The sequence below is a fragment of the Dyadobacter psychrotolerans genome (assembly GCF_004349265.1).
Classification (GTDB): Bacteria; Bacteroidota; Bacteroidia; order Cytophagales; family Spirosomataceae; genus Dyadobacter; species Dyadobacter psychrotolerans.
On sequence record NZ_SMFL01000021.1, the window covers coordinates 43408 to 61576 of the forward strand.

Annotated in this window: 21 protein-coding genes; 19 read left to right on the forward strand and 2 right to left on the reverse strand. The window is 41.9% G+C overall.

Features of this window, described 5'->3' with window-relative positions; translation table 11 throughout:
• Positions 1 to 63 precede the first annotated feature (63 nt).
• A complete protein-coding gene (locus E0F88_RS31100; protein ID WP_229213965.1) occupies positions 64 to 897 on the reverse strand; it encodes a DUF3347 domain-containing protein in 834 nt (277 codons plus the stop codon).
• A gap of 658 nt (positions 898 to 1555) precedes the next feature.
• On the opposite strand from E0F88_RS31100, the gene E0F88_RS31105 reads away from it, so the two are divergent.
• The 11 genes from E0F88_RS31105 to E0F88_RS31155 all read left to right on the forward strand — a co-directional run bounded on the left by E0F88_RS31105 (position 1556) and on the right by E0F88_RS31155 (position 8473).
• Positions 1556 to 2647 carry a sialidase/neuraminidase family protein gene (locus E0F88_RS31105; protein ID WP_131962280.1) on the forward strand — a complete coding sequence of 364 codons (1092 nt, stop codon included), beginning with the start codon at positions 1556 to 1558 and terminating at the stop codon, positions 2645 to 2647.
• Positions 2648 to 3011: 364 nt separating this feature from the next.
• The gene (locus E0F88_RS31110) at positions 3012 to 3398 is read left to right on the forward strand and encodes an ArsR/SmtB family transcription factor (protein ID WP_131962282.1); all 387 of its coding nucleotides are present in this window, start codon (positions 3012 to 3014) and stop codon (positions 3396 to 3398) included.
• On the forward strand, positions 3395 to 3982 hold the full coding sequence (gene merTP, locus E0F88_RS31115; protein WP_131962284.1) for a mercuric transport protein MerTP: 588 nt from the start codon (positions 3395 to 3397) through the stop codon (positions 3980 to 3982). Before E0F88_RS31110 ends, merTP begins: the two co-directional genes overlap by 4 nt.
• A gap of 6 nt (positions 3983 to 3988) precedes the next feature.
• Positions 3989 to 4198 (forward strand): GDCCVxC domain-containing (seleno)protein, encoded by a 210-nt coding sequence (locus E0F88_RS34450; RefSeq protein WP_131962286.1) that lies wholly within the window; start codon positions 3989 to 3991, stop codon positions 4196 to 4198.
• An 18-nt stretch (positions 4199 to 4216) separates the two neighbouring features.
• Positions 4217 to 4627 carry a bleomycin resistance protein gene (locus E0F88_RS31125; RefSeq protein ID WP_131962288.1) on the forward strand — a complete coding sequence of 137 codons (411 nt, stop codon included), beginning with the start codon at positions 4217 to 4219 and terminating at the stop codon, positions 4625 to 4627.
• Between the two features lie 84 nt (positions 4628 to 4711).
• Positions 4712 to 5041 carry an ArsR/SmtB family transcription factor gene (locus tag E0F88_RS31130; RefSeq protein ID WP_131962290.1) on the forward strand — a complete coding sequence of 110 codons (330 nt, stop codon included), beginning with the start codon at positions 4712 to 4714 and terminating at the stop codon, positions 5039 to 5041.
• A 46-nt stretch (positions 5042 to 5087) separates the two neighbouring features.
• Positions 5088 to 5699, forward strand: a complete 612-nt coding sequence (locus tag E0F88_RS31135) for a DUF6428 family protein (protein ID WP_131962292.1) — start codon at positions 5088 to 5090, stop codon at positions 5697 to 5699.
• 20 nt (positions 5700 to 5719) lie between these two features.
• Positions 5720 to 6217, forward strand: a complete 498-nt coding sequence (locus tag E0F88_RS31140) for a GNAT family N-acetyltransferase (protein WP_220466409.1) — start codon at positions 5720 to 5722, stop codon at positions 6215 to 6217.
• A gap of 8 nt (positions 6218 to 6225) precedes the next feature.
• On the forward strand, positions 6226 to 6639 hold the full coding sequence (locus tag E0F88_RS31145) for an arsenate reductase ArsC (RefSeq protein ID WP_131962296.1): 414 nt from the start codon (positions 6226 to 6228) through the stop codon (positions 6637 to 6639).
• Between the two features lie 8 nt (positions 6640 to 6647).
• Positions 6648 to 7727 (forward strand): ACR3 family arsenite efflux transporter, encoded by a 1080-nt coding sequence (arsB, locus tag E0F88_RS31150; RefSeq protein WP_131962298.1) that lies wholly within the window; start codon positions 6648 to 6650, stop codon positions 7725 to 7727.
• Positions 7724 to 8473, forward strand: a complete 750-nt coding sequence (locus tag E0F88_RS31155) for a metallophosphoesterase family protein (RefSeq protein ID WP_131962300.1) — start codon at positions 7724 to 7726, stop codon at positions 8471 to 8473. The genes arsB and E0F88_RS31155 overlap by 4 nt, the downstream gene beginning before the upstream one ends.
• Before the next feature lie 54 nt (positions 8474 to 8527).
• On the opposite strand, the gene E0F88_RS31160 is transcribed toward E0F88_RS31155, so the two are convergent.
• Complete coding sequence (locus tag E0F88_RS31160; protein ID WP_131962302.1) at positions 8528 to 9112, reverse strand: recombinase family protein; 585 nt, start codon at positions 9110 to 9112, stop codon at positions 8528 to 8530.
• Positions 9113 to 9287: 175 nt separating this feature from the next.
• On the opposite strand from E0F88_RS31160, the gene E0F88_RS31165 reads away from it, so the two are divergent.
• From E0F88_RS31165 to E0F88_RS31200, 8 genes are all read left to right on the forward strand, one after another.
• Entirely contained in the window at positions 9288 to 12374 is a 3087-nt protein-coding gene (locus E0F88_RS31165; RefSeq protein WP_131962304.1) for a Tn3 family transposase, read from the forward strand.
• Between the two features lie 391 nt (positions 12375 to 12765).
• A complete protein-coding gene (locus E0F88_RS31170) occupies positions 12766 to 14817 on the forward strand; it encodes a cbb3-type cytochrome c oxidase subunit I (protein WP_229213966.1) in 2052 nt (683 codons plus the stop codon).
• A complete protein-coding gene (locus E0F88_RS31175; protein WP_131962308.1) occupies positions 14804 to 15814 on the forward strand; it encodes a cytochrome c in 1011 nt (336 codons plus the stop codon). Before E0F88_RS31170 ends, E0F88_RS31175 begins: the two co-directional genes overlap by 14 nt.
• Before the next feature lie 22 nt (positions 15815 to 15836).
• Complete coding sequence (locus E0F88_RS31180; RefSeq protein WP_131962310.1) at positions 15837 to 16097, forward strand: hypothetical protein; 261 nt, start codon at positions 15837 to 15839, stop codon at positions 16095 to 16097.
• 1 nt (position 16098) lies between these two features.
• The gene (locus E0F88_RS31185) at positions 16099 to 16491 is read left to right on the forward strand and encodes a cytochrome C (RefSeq protein WP_131962312.1); all 393 of its coding nucleotides are present in this window, start codon (positions 16099 to 16101) and stop codon (positions 16489 to 16491) included.
• 59 nt (positions 16492 to 16550) lie between these two features.
• Positions 16551 to 17159 carry a class I SAM-dependent methyltransferase gene (locus tag E0F88_RS31190; protein ID WP_131962314.1) on the forward strand — a complete coding sequence of 203 codons (609 nt, stop codon included), beginning with the start codon at positions 16551 to 16553 and terminating at the stop codon, positions 17157 to 17159.
• Between the two features lie 39 nt (positions 17160 to 17198).
• Positions 17199 to 17636, forward strand: coding sequence for a rhodanese-like domain-containing protein (locus E0F88_RS31195; RefSeq protein ID WP_220466410.1), 438 nt, complete (start codon positions 17199 to 17201; stop codon positions 17634 to 17636).
• Positions 17637 to 17647: 11 nt separating this feature from the next.
• Positions 17648 to 18163, forward strand: a complete 516-nt coding sequence (locus tag E0F88_RS31200; protein ID WP_131962316.1) for a TlpA family protein disulfide reductase — start codon at positions 17648 to 17650, stop codon at positions 18161 to 18163.
• Positions 18164 to 18169 lie beyond the last annotated feature (6 nt).

Sequence of the window (18169 nt, forward strand, 5' to 3'; positions counted from 1 at the left end):
ATTCTGCCCCTACAGCTAGCTGTAAGGGCAGAATTAAAGCATGGCAAAATAGGCCTGCTTTTGTTACTTGATGGTTTCGGTAGTTTTGCCACAGTTTAGCATCTGTGCGCCGTAGTACGGGTTTTTGATAGCAGGTACCTGGCTCAGCCAGTTGGCTCCTTTACCCTCCTTGGCCATAGGGCAATGCTGGTAATAAACTGCCTCAGATGGCTTTCCAGATTTTATGAGTTTATACATATTATCTGAAAGCGAAGAAAAATGATCTCTCTGGTGGCCTACGTCCTTGGTTTCAGAAATATGGTCTGCATCAAAATCAAGGTCTTTCATTACTTTCATCCAGACCATATGCTGCTCAGAAGCAAGCTGATCCATTTTGACCGCTTTGATTGCTTTTACAAGATTCGTAGCATTTGTTGATGCTGTATTGCCGTCAGAACTTACCAATGCATCTTTAACGGCATAATAGGCATCCAAAACAGGTTTTAACGGATCTGTATCAGCGGCAGCGTTTTTCTGTGTGTCCGCCATAGCACCATGCTGATGTTCTGTCATTTTCTTCTCTGCAACGGCCTGCTTTTTAACGGCACGTTCATACTTGCAGCAGTCCGCAAGCTTTGCATAAGCATCGTCAGGAGCCAAGAACCTGTCATTGTCATAACCCGCCAAAGCTACTTTTTTAAGAACTGCATCAATCGAGGTTTTCTTACTGTCGTAGGTGACCAGAGCCATTTTTGAATCCTTGTCCCAGCTAGCCTTTGATGTGTTTTTTTCAAATGCTGCTGTTTCAATCCCTTCTTTACATAGGGCACATGATCCGGCAATTTTTACATTTTCGGTAGATACATTTTTGATTTCTGCATTAGACAGAAATGGGGATAGCAACAACACTATTGCCATCAATATTTTTATTGATTTCATATGAAAAGACCTAAACTGTTAATAATAAACTGATTAATCAAAAGCAAGGGTGCTTTCGAAAAGACGCACTTGTGGCGTCGGACAATTTAACAGCTTATGTTTGGGGGCATCCAAAGAGAGAGGTATACCGGTTTGGGAGTAGATTCTTTGAAGAGCCAGAAATTAGCCTGGGAAATAACAAAAACATTTTTGCTAATCAGTGCGACTTGATGTGTTTTTAATGCAAATACCGAAGACCCGTGGGTACAACTGCATCCCGAGCCGTCACAAGTGTGGCCACACATTTTCTTCTTACTGCCTGATTTTTGATGGTCAGAGGCATTACAATAAGCTGTTTTATTACCAGTATGCTTTATTTCAGTTTTAGAGATCTTATGCTTGCTGCCACACGCATAACTATTACTTACCGACAGCGCCAGTAAGTGAGTCATTATCAGTAACATCAAAACAAAACCTTTCATACAGAAATATACGGTTTTTAACATTACAAAGATTACAGTTCCTTTGCCAATATTTTTACACAATTGCAGAAATACCTTACATAATTATGGTATTCGCTTCTCCTGAGGGGTAAAAAGTTAACGCTGTTGCTTTTTTGTTAGTCATATCATTCCATTAAAATTATTATACCAAAGTTATGCTGTTACCGAAATTAGGATTGATCATGGGTGTTCTGGTGATATGGATGCATCAAATGGATATCAGACCATTTAATGCTGCAGTAAATGAACAAAACATAGGCGTGGGAAGTCAACCAGAAATAGCCGTCGATGCCGATGGGGTTATCCGTATCGTTTATGGCATCAAAAATGGAAAAGAAAGGGATTTATATTATGTGGCATCGAATGATGAAGGTAAATCATACTCCAAGCCATTTTTAATCGGAAATTTTTCACAAATGGGTTTGGGGATGGGACGGGGACCACAGCTGACTGCGACAAGGGATTACACTGTCGTAACTGTTGGCGACCATAATGGAAACCTGTTTGCAGTAAATCTTTCCAAGAAAACAAATCAGTGGTCAGCACCGGTTAAAGTAAATGATGCTGATACAACAGCCAAAGAAGCGCTTTCAGGTCTGGGTGCTGGTAAAGATAATTTTGTTTATACCGCCTGGCTGGATTCGCGTCTTGGAAATAATAACTTATACGGTGCCCTTTCTACTGACGGAGGTCTAACATGGGGTAAAAATCAATTAATTTACAAAGGCACGCAAAACGGTATTTGTGACTGCTGCAAGCCATCCGTTTATATCAATCAAATAGGCCATATTTTTGTCATGTTCAGAAACAAACTGGATGGTGCTCGTAATATGTATCTGATTTCTTCGACAGACAAAGGAGAACATTTTGGGAAAGCTCAAAAACAAGGGATCGGAGATTATATGATCAATGCCTGTCCAATGGACGGCGGAGATTTGACTGTTAATTCAAATGGTGAGGCTTCTACTGTTTGGCGTCGTCAGATGGAAGTTTATCTTGCGCAGCCCAGTAAACCTGAAATGAAATTAGGTACTGGCCGCACCCCTGTTATATTGCAAACTACAAAAGGTAATGCAATAGCATGGCAGCAGGAAAATGTGGTCCAATTCCGAAGCCCTGATGGTTTAAAGACGATTTCCCTAGGTAATGGCCAATATCCCAAACTCGCGTTGGCGAAAGATCAAAAAACAGCTATTTGTACTTTTGAACGTGATGGGAAAATAATAGTAACATCCATAATTTTGTAAAGATGCTGTGCTATCACCAATAACAGGTAATCGGACTCACAATTTTGCCGTGACATGGACGGCCAGTCCGCTACTGTACAATCTTTTAATTTAACCTAAATAGCTAGCAAATGTTCAAAATAACGTTTTCTTTACAAATGGGCCGCAGTCGCGAACGAGGAAAACATACGCCAAGAAACCGCAGACGGCCGCTAAGTTATTAGTTTTAGATTTATAAAGTCAACATTTAACATCTGAGTTTTACGGTCAATCTTTTATTATCTGCAGTTGGGATCATTTTTTTTTAATCTTCGATATTTAAGTATAACATTATTTAAGCAAATACTTAAATAATGTTTATATTTGTCTAAAATCATAGGCAGATATGGAAAAAGAGTTAGATCAAGTCAGTAGCTGTATCCGTTTGTTCGCTGATCAGGTGCAGATCCAGGTATGTAAGGAAATTCTAGACGAAAATGATGACGCATTTACCAGATTATCCCAGGTTTATGCACTTGCTGGAAATGATGCCCGCTTAAAAATACTTTATCTTATCCAGCAACAGAATGAGCTTTGTCCTTGCGATTTAAGCGATATTTTGCAGATGACGGTCCCGGCTGTTTCTCAGCATCTTCGTAAATTAAAGGATGCCAGTTTAGTACGTACCCGAAAATCCGGACAAACCATCTTTTATTCGATCATACCAGATCAGGCAGATGTCATCAACCAGTTATTTATACATATTCCCAATCCAGAAAGTATAGCAGTATGAAAGCGCCCAAAGTTACTGCTAATGCCGGTATACTTACTGCATTCGCAAGTTCTGTTTGTTGTATCACACCACTACTGGCCATGTTCGCCGGGACAAGCAGCCTGGCAACAACTTTTGATTGGATTGAGCCAGCACGTCCTTATTTTATTATTGGTACTGTATTGATTTTGGGTTTTGCCTGGTATCAGCAGTTAAAACCAGTTTCTGAAGTCTCATGTAATTGCGAACCTGAAAACAAACCATTTATGCAATCTAAAAAGTTTTTAAGCCTGGTAACCCTTGCAGCAGCATTACTCATTACTTTCCCAAGTTATTCTGGACTACTCTATCATCAGAAACAGGAAGTAAAACAACCTATTTCCAAGAAAGGGCAAACAGCCTTTATAAAGATTAAAGGTATGACCTGTGAAGGGTGTGAGCATCATGTCACACAGGAAGTCAATAAATTGAAAGGCATACAGCAGGTTCAGGTATCGTATAAAACGGCTAGTGCAACCGTTAAGTACGACAGTACAAAGACGTCCCTTGCTGAAATTAAAAAGGCAGTCGATGCTACCGGATATAAAGTCGTTGAAACAAACTAGACAGTTATGAATGTAATATTAGAATCTGTAATTACCTGCCCGCATTGCAGCACCGAACGTGCGGAAATAATGCCTGTTGATGCGTGTATGTACTTTTATGAGTGTACAAATTGCAAGACATTGTTAAAGCCAGCTTCTGGGGATTGCTGTGTTTTTTGCACATATGGAACCGAAAAATGTCCCCCGATCCAAATGAACAAGTCATGCTGTGCCTAGCAATATAATATCAATGACATGAAAATGATGAAAACAATTCCGGCCCTTCCTGTTCAAAATATTGAAGAGTCCGTTAAATTCTATTCTGAAAAACTAGGTTTTACAGCACCTTATTATGACGACGGCTTTGCCAAAGTAGTCCGGGACGAAATTGAAATCCATTTGTGGGCTTCTTCGGATGAAAGCTGGAAGAACAAAGGCTTATCCTTGGTAGCAGATCCAATTGGCAGTGGGGCAGAAAGCTTTCTGGCGGGCACGGCCAGTTGCCGGATTGAAGTCCAGGGCATAGATGAGTTGTACGAAGAATATAAAAAGCAAGGTGTTATTTATGACTCTGAAACTGTTGTAGAAGACCAGCCATGGGGAGACCGGGAGTTTCCGGCATTAGATCATCATCGCAATCTGTTGACTTTTTATGAAGAGATTTAAAAAAGGGATAACCAATCAATGATTGGTTGAAAAAAGTATCTATCGTATTATTGCAATGAATAAAAATAATTTTATCTTTGGCACATGGGAGTTACAAAAACACAAGTTTTTACGGATAGGCAGAACCGTATCGCTGATTTAGCCAAAGCGCTGGCGCACCCGGCAAGGGTTGCGATCATCCAGCATTTATTAAAAGTAAATTCATGCGTTTGCGGTGACCTGGTAGAAGTGCTGCCACTTGCCCAGGCCACGGTTTCACAACATTTGAAAGAATTGAAACAGATTGGCATTATACACGGAGAGATTAACCCGCCAAGGGTTTGTTACTGTATCAATGAAACGGTATGGCAAGAAGCCAAAGCTATTTTTGGTGACTTATTTGAAACATCGGTAGCAGCTGCATGCTGCAATTAATATGTAAGCAGAATTTTTTCATCTTCAATTCAATCGTAACATAGCAATGAATGATTTCAATCCAATGAACTGGCAGTCTTTCAAAAGTACCCTTTTAGAGAATCCTGATAAGGTACTTCAATTTCAATATGCCGAAGGACAATTTGTTGATACATCATACCATATTACTGAAATCAAACAAGCCCCGATCGTCTCTGTGGACTGTGGCGGTGTGATGAACAACTGGACGGAAATCATCGTGCAGCTTTGGGAACCGTTGGTGACGGAAACCGAACGTGCTATGAAAGTAAGTAAAGCGCTGTCAATTATTAATTTAGTAGAGAAATCACTGCCACTTAATCCGCTTGGCGTAGTCAAAATTGAGTTTGGCAATTCTAAATTCGATACCCGGCAGATGTACCCAGGCGAGTTTTTGACTGATGGTGACATCTTTACGGTAAATCTGGTACCCGATTTTACACAATGCAAAGCGCTGACAAGAAATAGTAGCTGTGGCACTGCTAAGCCAGACACCGCTTCATCTTGTTGTGGCCCTGTCAATGCTGAGACAATAACCGTTTCTGCTGATACCAGAGTAGTCCAGCAAGAAAAAGAGGCACTTGAACTGGTTGGGACAGAAGATTCTTCCTGCTGTACACCTGGTGGTGGATGCTGTTAATTATTTCAAATCAGACAAATATGATCACGATACGACCATTAGAGCCTAAGGATTGGCCAGCTGTCCGTGAAATTTATGCCCAGGGTATTGCCACCGGTGATGCCACCTTGGAAACAAATCCTCCTGAGTGGGAAGCCTGGGACCAGTCGCATGTTTCGGGCCTTAGATATGTAGCGATTAACGATTCGGATGAAATTGCTGGTTGGGCTGCATTGACCCCTGTTTCAGGGCGATGCGTGTATGCGGGTGTTGCCGAAGTGAGTGTTTATATCGGTAGCAGTTTCAGGGGGCAGAAAATTGGAGACCTGCTCTTGAAGCACCTGATCGACCAAAGTGAGCAAAACGGGTATTGGACGCTACAAGCAGGTATTTTTTCGGAGAATATCGCCAGCATGCACCTTCACGAAAAGAACGGGTTCAGATTGATCGGTTACCGTGAAAATATAGGAAAGATGAAAGGGGTATGGCGCAGTGTTAATCTTTTGGAAAGAAGAAGTAAAGTAACAGGGATCAATTAAACATTTCGATGAAAAAAGTATTAGTGCTTTGCACCGGTAACAGCTGCCGGAGCCAGATAGCCGAAGGCTACCTTAGAAAATTTGCAGGTAATAAAGCCATCGTTTATAGTGCAGGGGTTGAAACCCATGGCGTCAACCCCAAAGCCATTTCCATTATGGCAGAAGATGGGATTGATATATCTGGCCACACATCCAACAATATTGATGAGTACACAGACATTGATTTCGATTATGTGATCACTGTATGCGACAACGCCAAAGAGCGCTGTCCTTACTTTCCGACCAATGCAAAGAAGTTCCACCAAAACTTTCCGGATCCAGGTAAAGCTACCGGCAGTGATGAGCAGGTAACTGAGCAGTTCCGTACGGTACGCGAAATGATCAAAACCTATTCAGAAAATTTTGTCAGTGAGAACCTTTAAAAATAATTATGTCAGCTACTAATTGTGCTCCGGCAGCCAGTCGTAAGAAACTAGGCTTTTTGGACCGTTACTTAACATTATGGATTTTTCTGGCCATGGCCATTGGCGTAGGCCTTGGTAATTTTGTTCCCTCATTGCCAGATTATATCAATACTTTTTCAAGTGGTACAACCAATATCCCGCTTGCTATCGGCCTGATCCTGATGATGTACCCGCCACTGGCCAAGGTGAAATACAATAAAATGGGCGAAGTGTTCCGCAATACCAAAGTGATGACTGTTTCCCTGGTACTGAACTGGATCATCGGACCGGTACTTATGTTTATACTGGCCATTATCTTTCTTCCAAATCATCCGGATTATATGATCGGGTTAATTCTGATCGGTCTGGCACGGTGTATTGCCATGGTACTGGTCTGGAATGAGCTGGCAGGAGGAAGCAGGGAATACGCTGCCGGGCTGGTAGCGTTAAACAGTGTGTTTCAGGTGCTGCTTTATAGCTTTTATGCTTATTTCTTTATTACGGTTTTGCCCCCCTTGGTGGGACTAAAAGGACTAAATGTAAATGTTACAATCACTGAAATTGCTAAAAGTGTAGGCATCTATCTGGGAATTCCTTTTGCTACCGGAATGATCAGCCGTTTTGGGCTGACTGCCCTGAAAGGAGAAGACTGGTATGAGAAAAAATTTATCCCTATGATATCACCTGTTACTTTGGTTGCGCTTTTAGCTACGATCATGCTGATGTTCAGCCTGAAAGGCGAGCTGATTGTTCAGCTTCCGGGGGATGTTCTTTTAATTGCTGTTCCACTGGTCATTTATTTTTCCATCATGTTTTTGGTCAGCTTCTTCATGGCAAAATCGCTGGGTGCTGATTACGCACAAAATGCTTCGATTGCCTTTACCGCAGCAGGTAACAATTTTGAACTTGCCATTGCAGTTGCTATCGGCGTGTTCGGGATCAACTCCGGCCAGGCATTTGTCGGTGTGATCGGTCCGCTGGTTGAAGTACCGGCATTGATTGCCCTGGTCAATGTGGCTTTTTGGCTACGTGATAAATATTATAAAACTCAATCTTCCAATTTATGAAGATTGCCCTTTTCTCAGACATTCATGCGAACTTGCCCGCCTTTGAAGCAGTTCTGGAAGACCTGGAGAAGCAAAAGCCCGATGCGGTATACTGTCTGGGTGATTTGATCGGGTATAACGTATGGCCAAACCAGGTAATCGAACATATCCGTAAAAGAGGGATTGCCACCATTGCGGGAAACCATGATCTGAAAGTCTCTAAAATTTTGCCATCAGCGGGTGCCTGCAGCACGGATCAAAGGAGTGATTATGCTTATAAACTGGTAGGCCAAAAGGAGCGGGATTATCTTCTGACACTTCCCAGGCACTTGAAACTCGAATTTCAGTTCGGCAAAGATCATTTAAATATGCTTTTGGTACACGGCAGTCCCCGCAGCATCAATGAATATCTTCTGGAAGAATTGCCCGAGCAATATATGCTGGATTTGGTTACAGAATTTAAGGCTGATATTCTTTGTTTTGGTCATTCACATAAGCCTTACCACCGGATCATTAATTCTGGGAAAGACGGTGGTGACCATTATCATCACCTGATCAATACCGGCTCCGTTGGAAAACCCAAAGATGGTGATTCAAGGGCATGTTATGTGATGCTTACTATTAACCAGTCCGCTACTACCACAAGTGCGGATGGAGTTCAGGTTGAATTCATGCGGGTGAAATATGATATTGAAAAAGCGGCTCAGGCGATAGAGCTTAGTATGCTATCAGATGCACTGGCCGATAATCTTAGAAAAGCTTATTGAACCAGCAGTTCACGGATCAAAGTCGATTAATATTGCTTCATTTACGATACAAATTCAGGTCTTACTATTAATTTGGACACCGCGGTGTCGTAGATACTTATAAAGTGTCATTTTCGAGATTTCAAGATCTGCGGCAATTTCGTTCACCCCTAACTTTCTTTCGTTATATAAAGTTTGGGCAAGCATCGCTTTTTTCTCAGCTTCCTTTGAAAGGCCACGACTACGTCCACCTTTTCGTCCACGCGCACGGGCTGCTTCCAATCCGGATTTTGTCCGCTCCCTGATCAGGTCTCTTTCAAATTCAGCCAATGAAGCAAAAATATTAAAGATTAGCCTGCCTTGGGCAGTAGTCGTATCAATGGAATCGTTAATAGAGACCATGCCAATTCCCCGCTTTTCAAAATCGGAGGTCATTTCGAGTAGGTGTTTTAAAGAACGTCCTAACCGATCCAACTTGTAAATGTAGATAACATCCCCTTCACGAAGGATCAGTTGCATGGCGGCAAGCTGGGGCCGATCCGATTTAATTCCAGAAGCCTTTTCCTGAAATATTTTTTCACAGCCAATGTTTTGCAAGGCGTCCAGCTGCATTTCCAGATTCTGGTCCTGGGTCGATACCCGAGCATATCCTATTTTCACTTTTTGTCTACTTTAAAGCATCTGTGACACCAAATTTAATGTACTTAGATTGCTATACAAGTTTATTTTACTAATTTGATAGGATATGCCTGGTTTTGGTCCGTCTTTTGGACTCATGGAGCTTGGCAGGTTTGTACATTCTGAGTAACGTTTTTTTATACACACAAATCGTCTTATGCCAAGAAAAGAATACCTGACTTCCGAAGCCCGGCAACGATTTGACAATCCACCTGTTTTGAGCGTCGACCAGAAAATGATTTTCTTAGAGGCTCCTGAATGGGCAGAAGAATATGTCAAGACTTTGCAGACACCATCCAATAAAGTTGGCTTTCTTTTGCAGGTTGGATACTTCCGGGTGGTCAGCAGGTTTTTTGGATCGAACCGTTTTCAGCAAAGTGATGTGGACTTTGTAGCGGCAAGAATTTCTGTTGATGTCAATGCTGTACAAATGACCGACTACGAGGGACGGACTTCACTTAGGCACCGGGAGGACATTCTTGGATATTTTGGCTTCGCAGCTTTTGAAAAATCTTCGGTTGAAGCGTTGGCCGAAGAAACACACAGACTGGCACATGTACAGACCAGGCCATACCTGATTTTCGAAGGGATGGTAGACTTTCTCCAATCACATCATATAGAAATTCCAACATACCAAAGCCTGAAAACGATTTTGGACAAATCTCTTGCTCGTTTCGAGCAAAATTTAGAGTCTATTTTAAATAAGTACCTGACTTCCGCCGATATTTTGCTTTTAGAGCAGCTTCTTGTTGAACACACTTCTTATCAACTGGATAGCAGGAAGCATTTGAAAGTAAAACGCTATGAGATTACATTCTTTAAACGGATTTCTCAATCCATGGAAACAAAGCAGATCCGTGAGCGAGTAACCAACTTTGAAAGCTTAAAGAATATGTATTTGCAGTTATTACCGATTGTCAAGCGCTTGAAATTATCTGATACCACTGTTCAATTTTATGCGGAATACGTTATCAATAACCAGGTAACGCAAATAGCAACACGTAGCACAAATCGTTATCTTCTTCTGATTTCCTTCATTATCCATCAATACTATATGTTAGGAGATGCACTTATCCTGACTTTGAATAGTGCGGTCACCAATTATGTCAATGGGTGTGAGAACCTGGTAAAGCAGCAGCTTTATGAAAACAGGATGCAGACCGCGCAACTGGTTAGCAGTGTTGCCCACCGGAGCAGTACCCATATTGATGTTTTGGGTGCCATTGAACAAATTATTGCTGACACTACCATAGAACCGTTGGCCAAGGTAACATTGATCGAGCAGCTTTTTAAAAACAAACGGTTATCTCAAAAATTGTTACAGGAAGACCAGCAGCGCCTTAAAGCATTAAAAGAAGCCAACCAAAAAATAAATGACCGGGAAGATTTCTATCAGATGCTTGAAAAAAATGCATCGAAATTAAATGGTAAAGTCAGTGATATCGTAAAAGCATTGATCCCTAGTTCGACTTCATCAGGAAAAGATATCCTTGAAGCGGTCCGGTACTACCAGGAAAAGAATGGTTCTATTATTTCGCGCGCAGCTGTACCAACTGATTTTTTAGGGATGGAAGAGCAGCAGCGGGTATTAACTACGGAAGGGAAACTACGTACAGGTTTATATAAAGTATTCCTGTTTCAGGAAATCAGGGATAGTATCAAATCCGGAGTACTTCCAATCGATTCATCTTATGATTACCGAAGTTTTGATGAGTATCAAATACCGGCTTCGGTTTGGAACAAAGAGAAGGAAAAGCTCATAGAACAAGCTGGCTTAACACCTTTTGCAGATTCCCGAAAAACCCTTCTCAAATTAAACGAAAAGTTGAATGCCCAGATAAAATTAACAAATGAGCGTATAGAAAAAGGAAATAACAAACAGGTATACTTTGATCCTACCGGTGACTGGCACCTGATGAAAGATAAACGTTTGGAAGAAGTAACGGATCTGGAATCGCTTTATCCCAACGAATATGTTATTCCGTTAGCGGAAGTTCTTTCTACTGTACAAAATACAAGCGACTTTATTTCCTCGTTTACCCATAGCGGTATTGACCACATTCCTAAACGTCCGGAAGAGAAGTTATTTTTTGCAGCAATTCTTGGGTTTGGGTGCAATATCGGAATCCGCAAATTCTCTTTCATGTCTAAGGGTATCAGGACCACTTCATTAGAAACAACGGCACTCCAATATTTTTCGCCAGAGACTGTAATACAGGCAAATGACAAAGTACTTGCATTTAGCAACTCTTTACCTCTTACCGAACATTTTAGAAAGGATGCAGACTTTGTTCATACTTCCAGCGACGGTCAAAAGTTCGATGTATCCGTTGCTTCGCTAGTGGCTTCTCCTTCTTTTAAGTACTTTGGAAATGGCAGGGGTGTTACCATGTATTCCTTTCTGGACGAAGCCGGGCAGTTATTTTATTCCACCGTATTCAGTGCAGCTGAACCTGAATCGCATTATGTCCTGGATGGTTTGACCCACAATGAAGTGATCATTCCCAATGCGCATTCAACAGATACCCACGGTTTTAGTGAACCGGTATTTGCCGTAACTGGCCTGCTTGGTATTGAATTCCGTCCCAGGTTTGCAAGATTTCACCATCAGCAGCTTTATTCAATTGATGAAGCGCGGACGTATCGTGAGCTGAATTATAAGATTGTTCCAAGTCTTAAAATCAATTTGGCCCACCTGGAAAATCATTGGGATGAAATTTTAAGACTTGTCTGTACGATCAAACTGGGTTACGCAAAGGCGTCCACATTGTTCAGACGTCTTAATTCATATTCGAAGCAACACCCACTTTATAAAGCCCTCAAAGATTTGGGAAGGCTCTACAAAACAGCATACATTTATCAATATATAGATGATGAGTTAATCCGGAAATCGGTGTCTGGATCGCTTTCTAAAATCGAAAGCAGCAATAACTTTTCCAAGGCCATCACCGTAGGCAATAACCAGGAATTGATCTGGGGCACCCGTAAAGAGCAATTGACGGCAGAAGGTTGTAAAAGGCTGATAGCAAATGCGGTGAACACTTATAATCTGTTGTTGTTATCTGAAAAACTGGTAGCAGCTAGGGCCGAACATGACAGGCAGATCCTGTTGAAAAAAATTCTTGCAACTTCTACCCACAGCTGGGCACATATTAACCTGGTGGGAGAATATGACTTTTCTGATGGTAAAGATTATAAAATGTTTGATTTGGGCTCGATTATGGATCTGAACCTAGCGCCTTAGAATTCAATATTCCGGACTTATGGCAAGTTAAAATGCTACACGAAAGTCGTGACGGTTTTTCTCCCTTTCTTTAGTTTACCCCTTAATTAGTAAATGGATACACTGATTTTTACATAATTGTATCGTAATCCAGAGGATATTTTTATTACTAATTTCAAATTAAAATGATGTCAAATCTACATTACAATTTCTTAATACGTTGCCGTGACGTAAAGCTGACATAATGTATTTCTGTTATCGGAATACAGCACAATTTAACTAAATGAAGCTATGTATGTGGTTCTTTCGTAAAAATAGGTGGCAGTTGGTCACTTTATTATCTTTTTTATCTTGGCAAGCCGTTGCTCAAGCTCCGGAAAATTCTGTCTTGTATAAAGGAACTGATATAGGAGTGAAATTACTGGTATTTGTATTGCTGGGATTATTTTTGGCATATATCATAAAAATAATCATTTCGCTAAGCCAGGTAGGCGGTACCCTGTTAAAAAAAATATCGTTTAAGGTGGATAAAAATCAGATTAGTGGATTGACAGCTGATCAAATTGATATCATGTTAAAAATCGTTACCAAAACGCCTGGTCCAGCCCCGGCTGTAAAAATCATTTTGCCAGCCCTGATTATATGGTTATGGCCCCATTTTTCAAATGCACAAACAACGGTACAAGCCGCAACGCGTGAAAATATTCTGACACAGCCAGGTGTACTGATTACCTTCGTTTTACTCTTTATTCCCCTTTTAGCAGGGTTTTTGCTTTTAATCAGCAAAATTAGTACACTGCTTAAAAAATACCAGCGTTCTAAAATCCAGGTTGAGCTGCAATCCATCGCCGATAACCTGGGTAATGAAATGTTCTATGAGGAAGTATCGGTGCTCAGTGATCGGAAAAAAGCCTTGCTTTTTCAATTATCACAGAATGAACTGGCCGGGGAAAATATTGCATCAGATGAAAAGGGCCTGTTAAATAACATAAAAATACAGCATGGAACAGATATATTTCCAGTTAAGAAGAAACCAATTCCACGTCCTAAAATTGATCCGAAACTTACACAGCTGATTTTAGCTTTTATCGCATCGGCTGTGCTCTGGCTGGTTATCGGAACAACAATTGGTGAGTACGTAGGGATTAAATTCGTTGCGCCTGATGCCGATGCGATCAGCTGGCTGAGTTTTGGAAGGCTCAGGCCCGTACACACCAATCTGGTTTTCTGGGGTTGGGCTACTTTGGGCATGCTGGGACTGGGTTATTATGTTGTCCCGATGGTTGGGAATGGCAAGCTGTACAACATTAAAATGGGCTGGGCGTCGTTGCATTTGATCAACTTATCCCATGTCTTGGGAACGGTCTCACTGATGGCCGGCATTAATAACGGTGGCGGAGAATACCGGGAATATATCTGGCCAATCATGCTTTTGTTCGCCATCGGACTTGGGCTTAGTACTACTAATTACCTGAAAACGATTGCACAGCGTAAGACGAAAGAGATTTACATTTCTAACTGGTATATCAGTGCAGCTGTCATTTTCCTTCCGATTATTGCCTTGGTATCCTATCTGCCTTTCTGGCAAAATGGTATTGGGGAAGTCATATTGCAGGGTTTTTACATGCATCAGGCAGTGGGGTTATGGTTTATGATGTTTTGCCTGGGGCTGCTGTATTATTTTTTACCGCAGCAGTTTAATAAGCCGATTTACTCTTATAGTCTGGGAGTACTGGCTTTTTGGACGCAGATACTTTTTTACACCCTGATCGGTACCCACCATTTCGTTTTCAGTGCCTTGCCATGGTGGCTTCAGACTACCGCCATTGTCGGTAGTGTTGGTATGCTGATCCCGGTAACATCGGGGACTATTAATTTTCTGATGACCTTTAAAGGGGGATGGGATAAAGTAACCAACAGTTATTCCTTGCCTTTCTTTTTGGTAGGGGTCATCTACTATTTTACAGGATCCTATCAGGGAACAGCGGAAGCGTTTCGTTCGACGAACCTAATCTGGCATTTTACGGATTTCACCATTGCCCACTCCCATATTACCATGTATGGCATCATAAGCTTTATCATTTTTGCTGGGATATATGCCATTGTTCCCCGTCTTACAGGAAAGGAGCCACCACAGATTATGGTAGGGGCTCATTTTTGGCTGGCATTGATTGGGTTACAGTTTTATACCATTCCTTTGATGATCGGCGGTACGCTTAAAGGGCTTTCCTGGGGAGATGCCAGACCTTTTATTGAAAGCGTGGTTCTGATGGGCCCTTACTGGCTGTGGCGCGCAATTGGCGGTTCGATGATGTGGCTGTCACATTTGGTGTTAGCTTACAATCTTTACAAGATGGTATATCCTTCTGAAGAGTTCACTGTGAAAGAGGAAGTATTTAAGATTCTTAAACAGAAGGCTGATTTAAATACCCCATTAATTAAAACGGATCATGAACCTATTTAACGATCATAAAAAACTTTTTTGGGCATCGTCTGCATTGTTTGTGCTGCTGATGCTTTTTGTGGCAATTATGCCGGCAATTAACAATCAGTTGAATAATGCACCTTTGCCCGGCAGTATGCTGATGACGGCGGACGAAGAAGCAGGCAAAAAAATATATATCAGCGAGGGATGCGTGGGATGTCATTCCCAGCAGGTGCGGAACGTAGAGATGGATAAGGTTTGGGGAAGCAGGCCCGGAATTGCGGCAGATTACGCAGGGATGCACCGGATCAGTTTCTGGCAAAATACTGCCACGCTAATGGGCACGGAACGGACAGGCCCTGACCTGACCAATATCGGGCAGCGGCAGCCGAGCAAGGAATGGCACCTGCTGCATTTATTCAATCCCAGAGCGGTAGTAGCTGAATCGATTATGCCCTCCTATGCCTGGCTTTTTGAAGACAAAGATTTAGCAGACTCCTTAGATGTGATCATCACGGTTCCGGAGAAATTCAAGGCCGGACGAAAAAGCGTTATTGTAGCGTCACAGGAAGCCCTGCAGCTGGTTGCATACCTGAAATCTTTGAGCCAGGTCCCATTGCCGGACGGCACTGCAAAGCCGGAATTTTTATACCAGACCAGCAAAAAAGAAGGTGAAACTGCACCGGCTGCCGATAACGGGCCGGATGGAGCGGCACTGTATGCATCCAACTGCCAGAGTTGTCACCAGCCGACAGGCGAAGGTCTTAAAGGGGCGTTCCCGCCTTTGAAGGGAAGTGAAATTGTGCTTAACGAGAATCCGCAGGATCTGGTCAACATTATCATGAACGGTTATGATGCACGTGAAGAGTATGCAGTGATGCCTGCTGTGGGGAAAAACAATAATTTGAAGCCGCAGGAAATAGCCGCCATTATGAACCACGAACGCACCAGCTGGGGAAACAATGCTAAAAAGGTTACTGCTCAGGAAGTAGAAAAATTTTTGGCAGCTATTCAAAAGCAGAATGCTGTGCAATGAACCGGTTTTAAACAGAACTAACATGAAAAAGGGAATCTTATTGATCGTTTTATTTCTGGCTGCGCAGGTGTTAAATGCCTGCCCGCTTTGTGAACAGAAACAGCCTAAAATATTAAGAGGAATTGCGCACGGGGCAGGACCGGAAAGCCAATGGGATTATGCCATTGTCTGGGTGACTGTCATCATCACTGTGGTATCATTTGTTTATGCGGTTAAATATCTTTTCAAACCAGGTGAGACTGAAACCGATCATATTAAACGGGCCTTTCTAACTTTTGAATAACATGGAATACAAAAGTAAAGTCTATATTTTTTTAGATGATCAGATTGTCCCAGTAGGCGAGTTTGAAACACCGGTTCGTTTTGAGCTGGATACGCGCAAACTTGTAGATGGAAAACATACACTTAAAATTGTCGGGAAAGATCCTGTCGGCAATGAGGGCATCAAACACATTCCTTTTATAGTAAGAAATGGGCCCGCTATTGCCATTGAAGGGTTAAAGGACAATGATATCATTGACGGAATTCAGCCTATTATGATCAATGCCTACGGAAAAGGGAACCAAACCCAGTTTTTAATTGATGGCAGCGAGACACCAACCAGTATCCCTTCCTGGCTTTGGGCGGGATTGATCGTATTTTTTGGCTGGGCTATTTACTATGTTCTTACATCCTGACCTGGATGCTTTCCTTTGTTCTTTTAATTATTTGTTTAGTTAAATTCTGTAGAAAAAATATGAACCAGTCCTGGAATGAAAGATATGCCACAGATACGTACATATATGGCACTTTGCCCAATGTGTGGTTCAAAGATAATCTGAGTGTAATGCCGCCAGGAAATCTGCTTTTACCCGCTGAGGGCGAAGGGCGTAATGCTGTCTTTGCAGCTTCTAAAGGCTGGAATGTTACCGCCTCCGATTATAGTGAAGTGGCAAAAAATAAGGCAATGCTGCTCGCTGAACAAAATCAGGTACAAATTAATTATATCCTGGGAAACTTTTCAGATGTCTTACTTTCGACCGAACGGTATGATTGCATTGCTTTTATTTACGCCCATGTGCCATATCCGGAAAGAGTTTCCGTTACAAGCCATTTGGTTGCCCATCTTAAGCCGGGAGGTACTATTATTTTTGAGGGGTTTTCCAAAAGTCAGGTAGCATATCAAAAAGAACAGAATTCAGGTGGTCCTAAGGATGTGAATTTACTTTTTTCAAAGCAGGAACTGGAACAAACTTTTAAGGAACTTACCATTACTTACCTGGAAGAAGTAGAGGTGGATTTAGCGGAAGGGGATTTTCACAGAGGCAAAGCTTCTGTTATTCGGATGTTGGCCTTTAAGTATTAATATTAATCTCTACGAATTATATTTAAAACTAAACAAGTAATGATGAAAATCAACAAATTAATTCTCAGCCTGATCATGCTAATGATCATGTCTTACGCTGCGCAGTCTCAGACGAAAGAGCCATGGATAGCCTCGCAGCTTATGCCGCCAAAGCAATTGGCAGACAAGATCCAGCAAGCAAAAACTCCAATGCCCCTTATCGTTAATATCGGCCCGCAGGCAGTTATCAAAGGTTCTGTGGACGTTGGCCCAGCAGGGGAAAAGCCCAATATTAAAAAACTGGAAACATTGCTTTCGAAAGAGGATAAAAACCGTGAAGTGGTCCTGTACTGTGGGTGCTGTCCATTTGATCGCTGCCCTAATATCAGGCCTGCCTTTACCCAGATCAAGAAAATGGGATTTAAAAATGCTAAGCTTTTGGATATACCCAAGAATATTAAAACGGATTGGATAGATAAGGACTACCCAGTTCAATAATGATTTGTAAAATGAAACAACTAGCGCTCACAATTTGCTTAACAGGCCTATTGTATAGTATTGGCGGAAGTGTATCCGCACAACAACCACTTAAAATCGGAAGCCACGCTCCCGAAATAACGCTGCCTTCCATAACTGGCGAACAAAAGTCGCTTTCATCCATGAAAGGTAATCTTGTGCTGATCGACTTTTGGGCATCCTGGTGCGCGCCCTGCATTCAGGAGCAGCCAGAGCTTAAACGATTATATGCAAAGTATCATCGTCCTGGGTCACAAAGCAAAAATTTTGAAATTTTTGCAGTTTCCCTTGACAGTAAAAAAGATGCGTGGGAGCGGGCGGTTAAGAGACTAGGTCTTCCCTGGACCCAAGTCAGCGATTTGAAATTCTGGACATCCCCTGTTGCCAAGACTTATCAGTTGGAGGGGATTCCGTTCAATGCGATCATTGATGAAAAAGGCTTAATTATTGCATTAAACCTGCATGGAAATGAGTTAGACCAGTTTATAAGTGATAAGGTAGGCAAGTAATCTAGC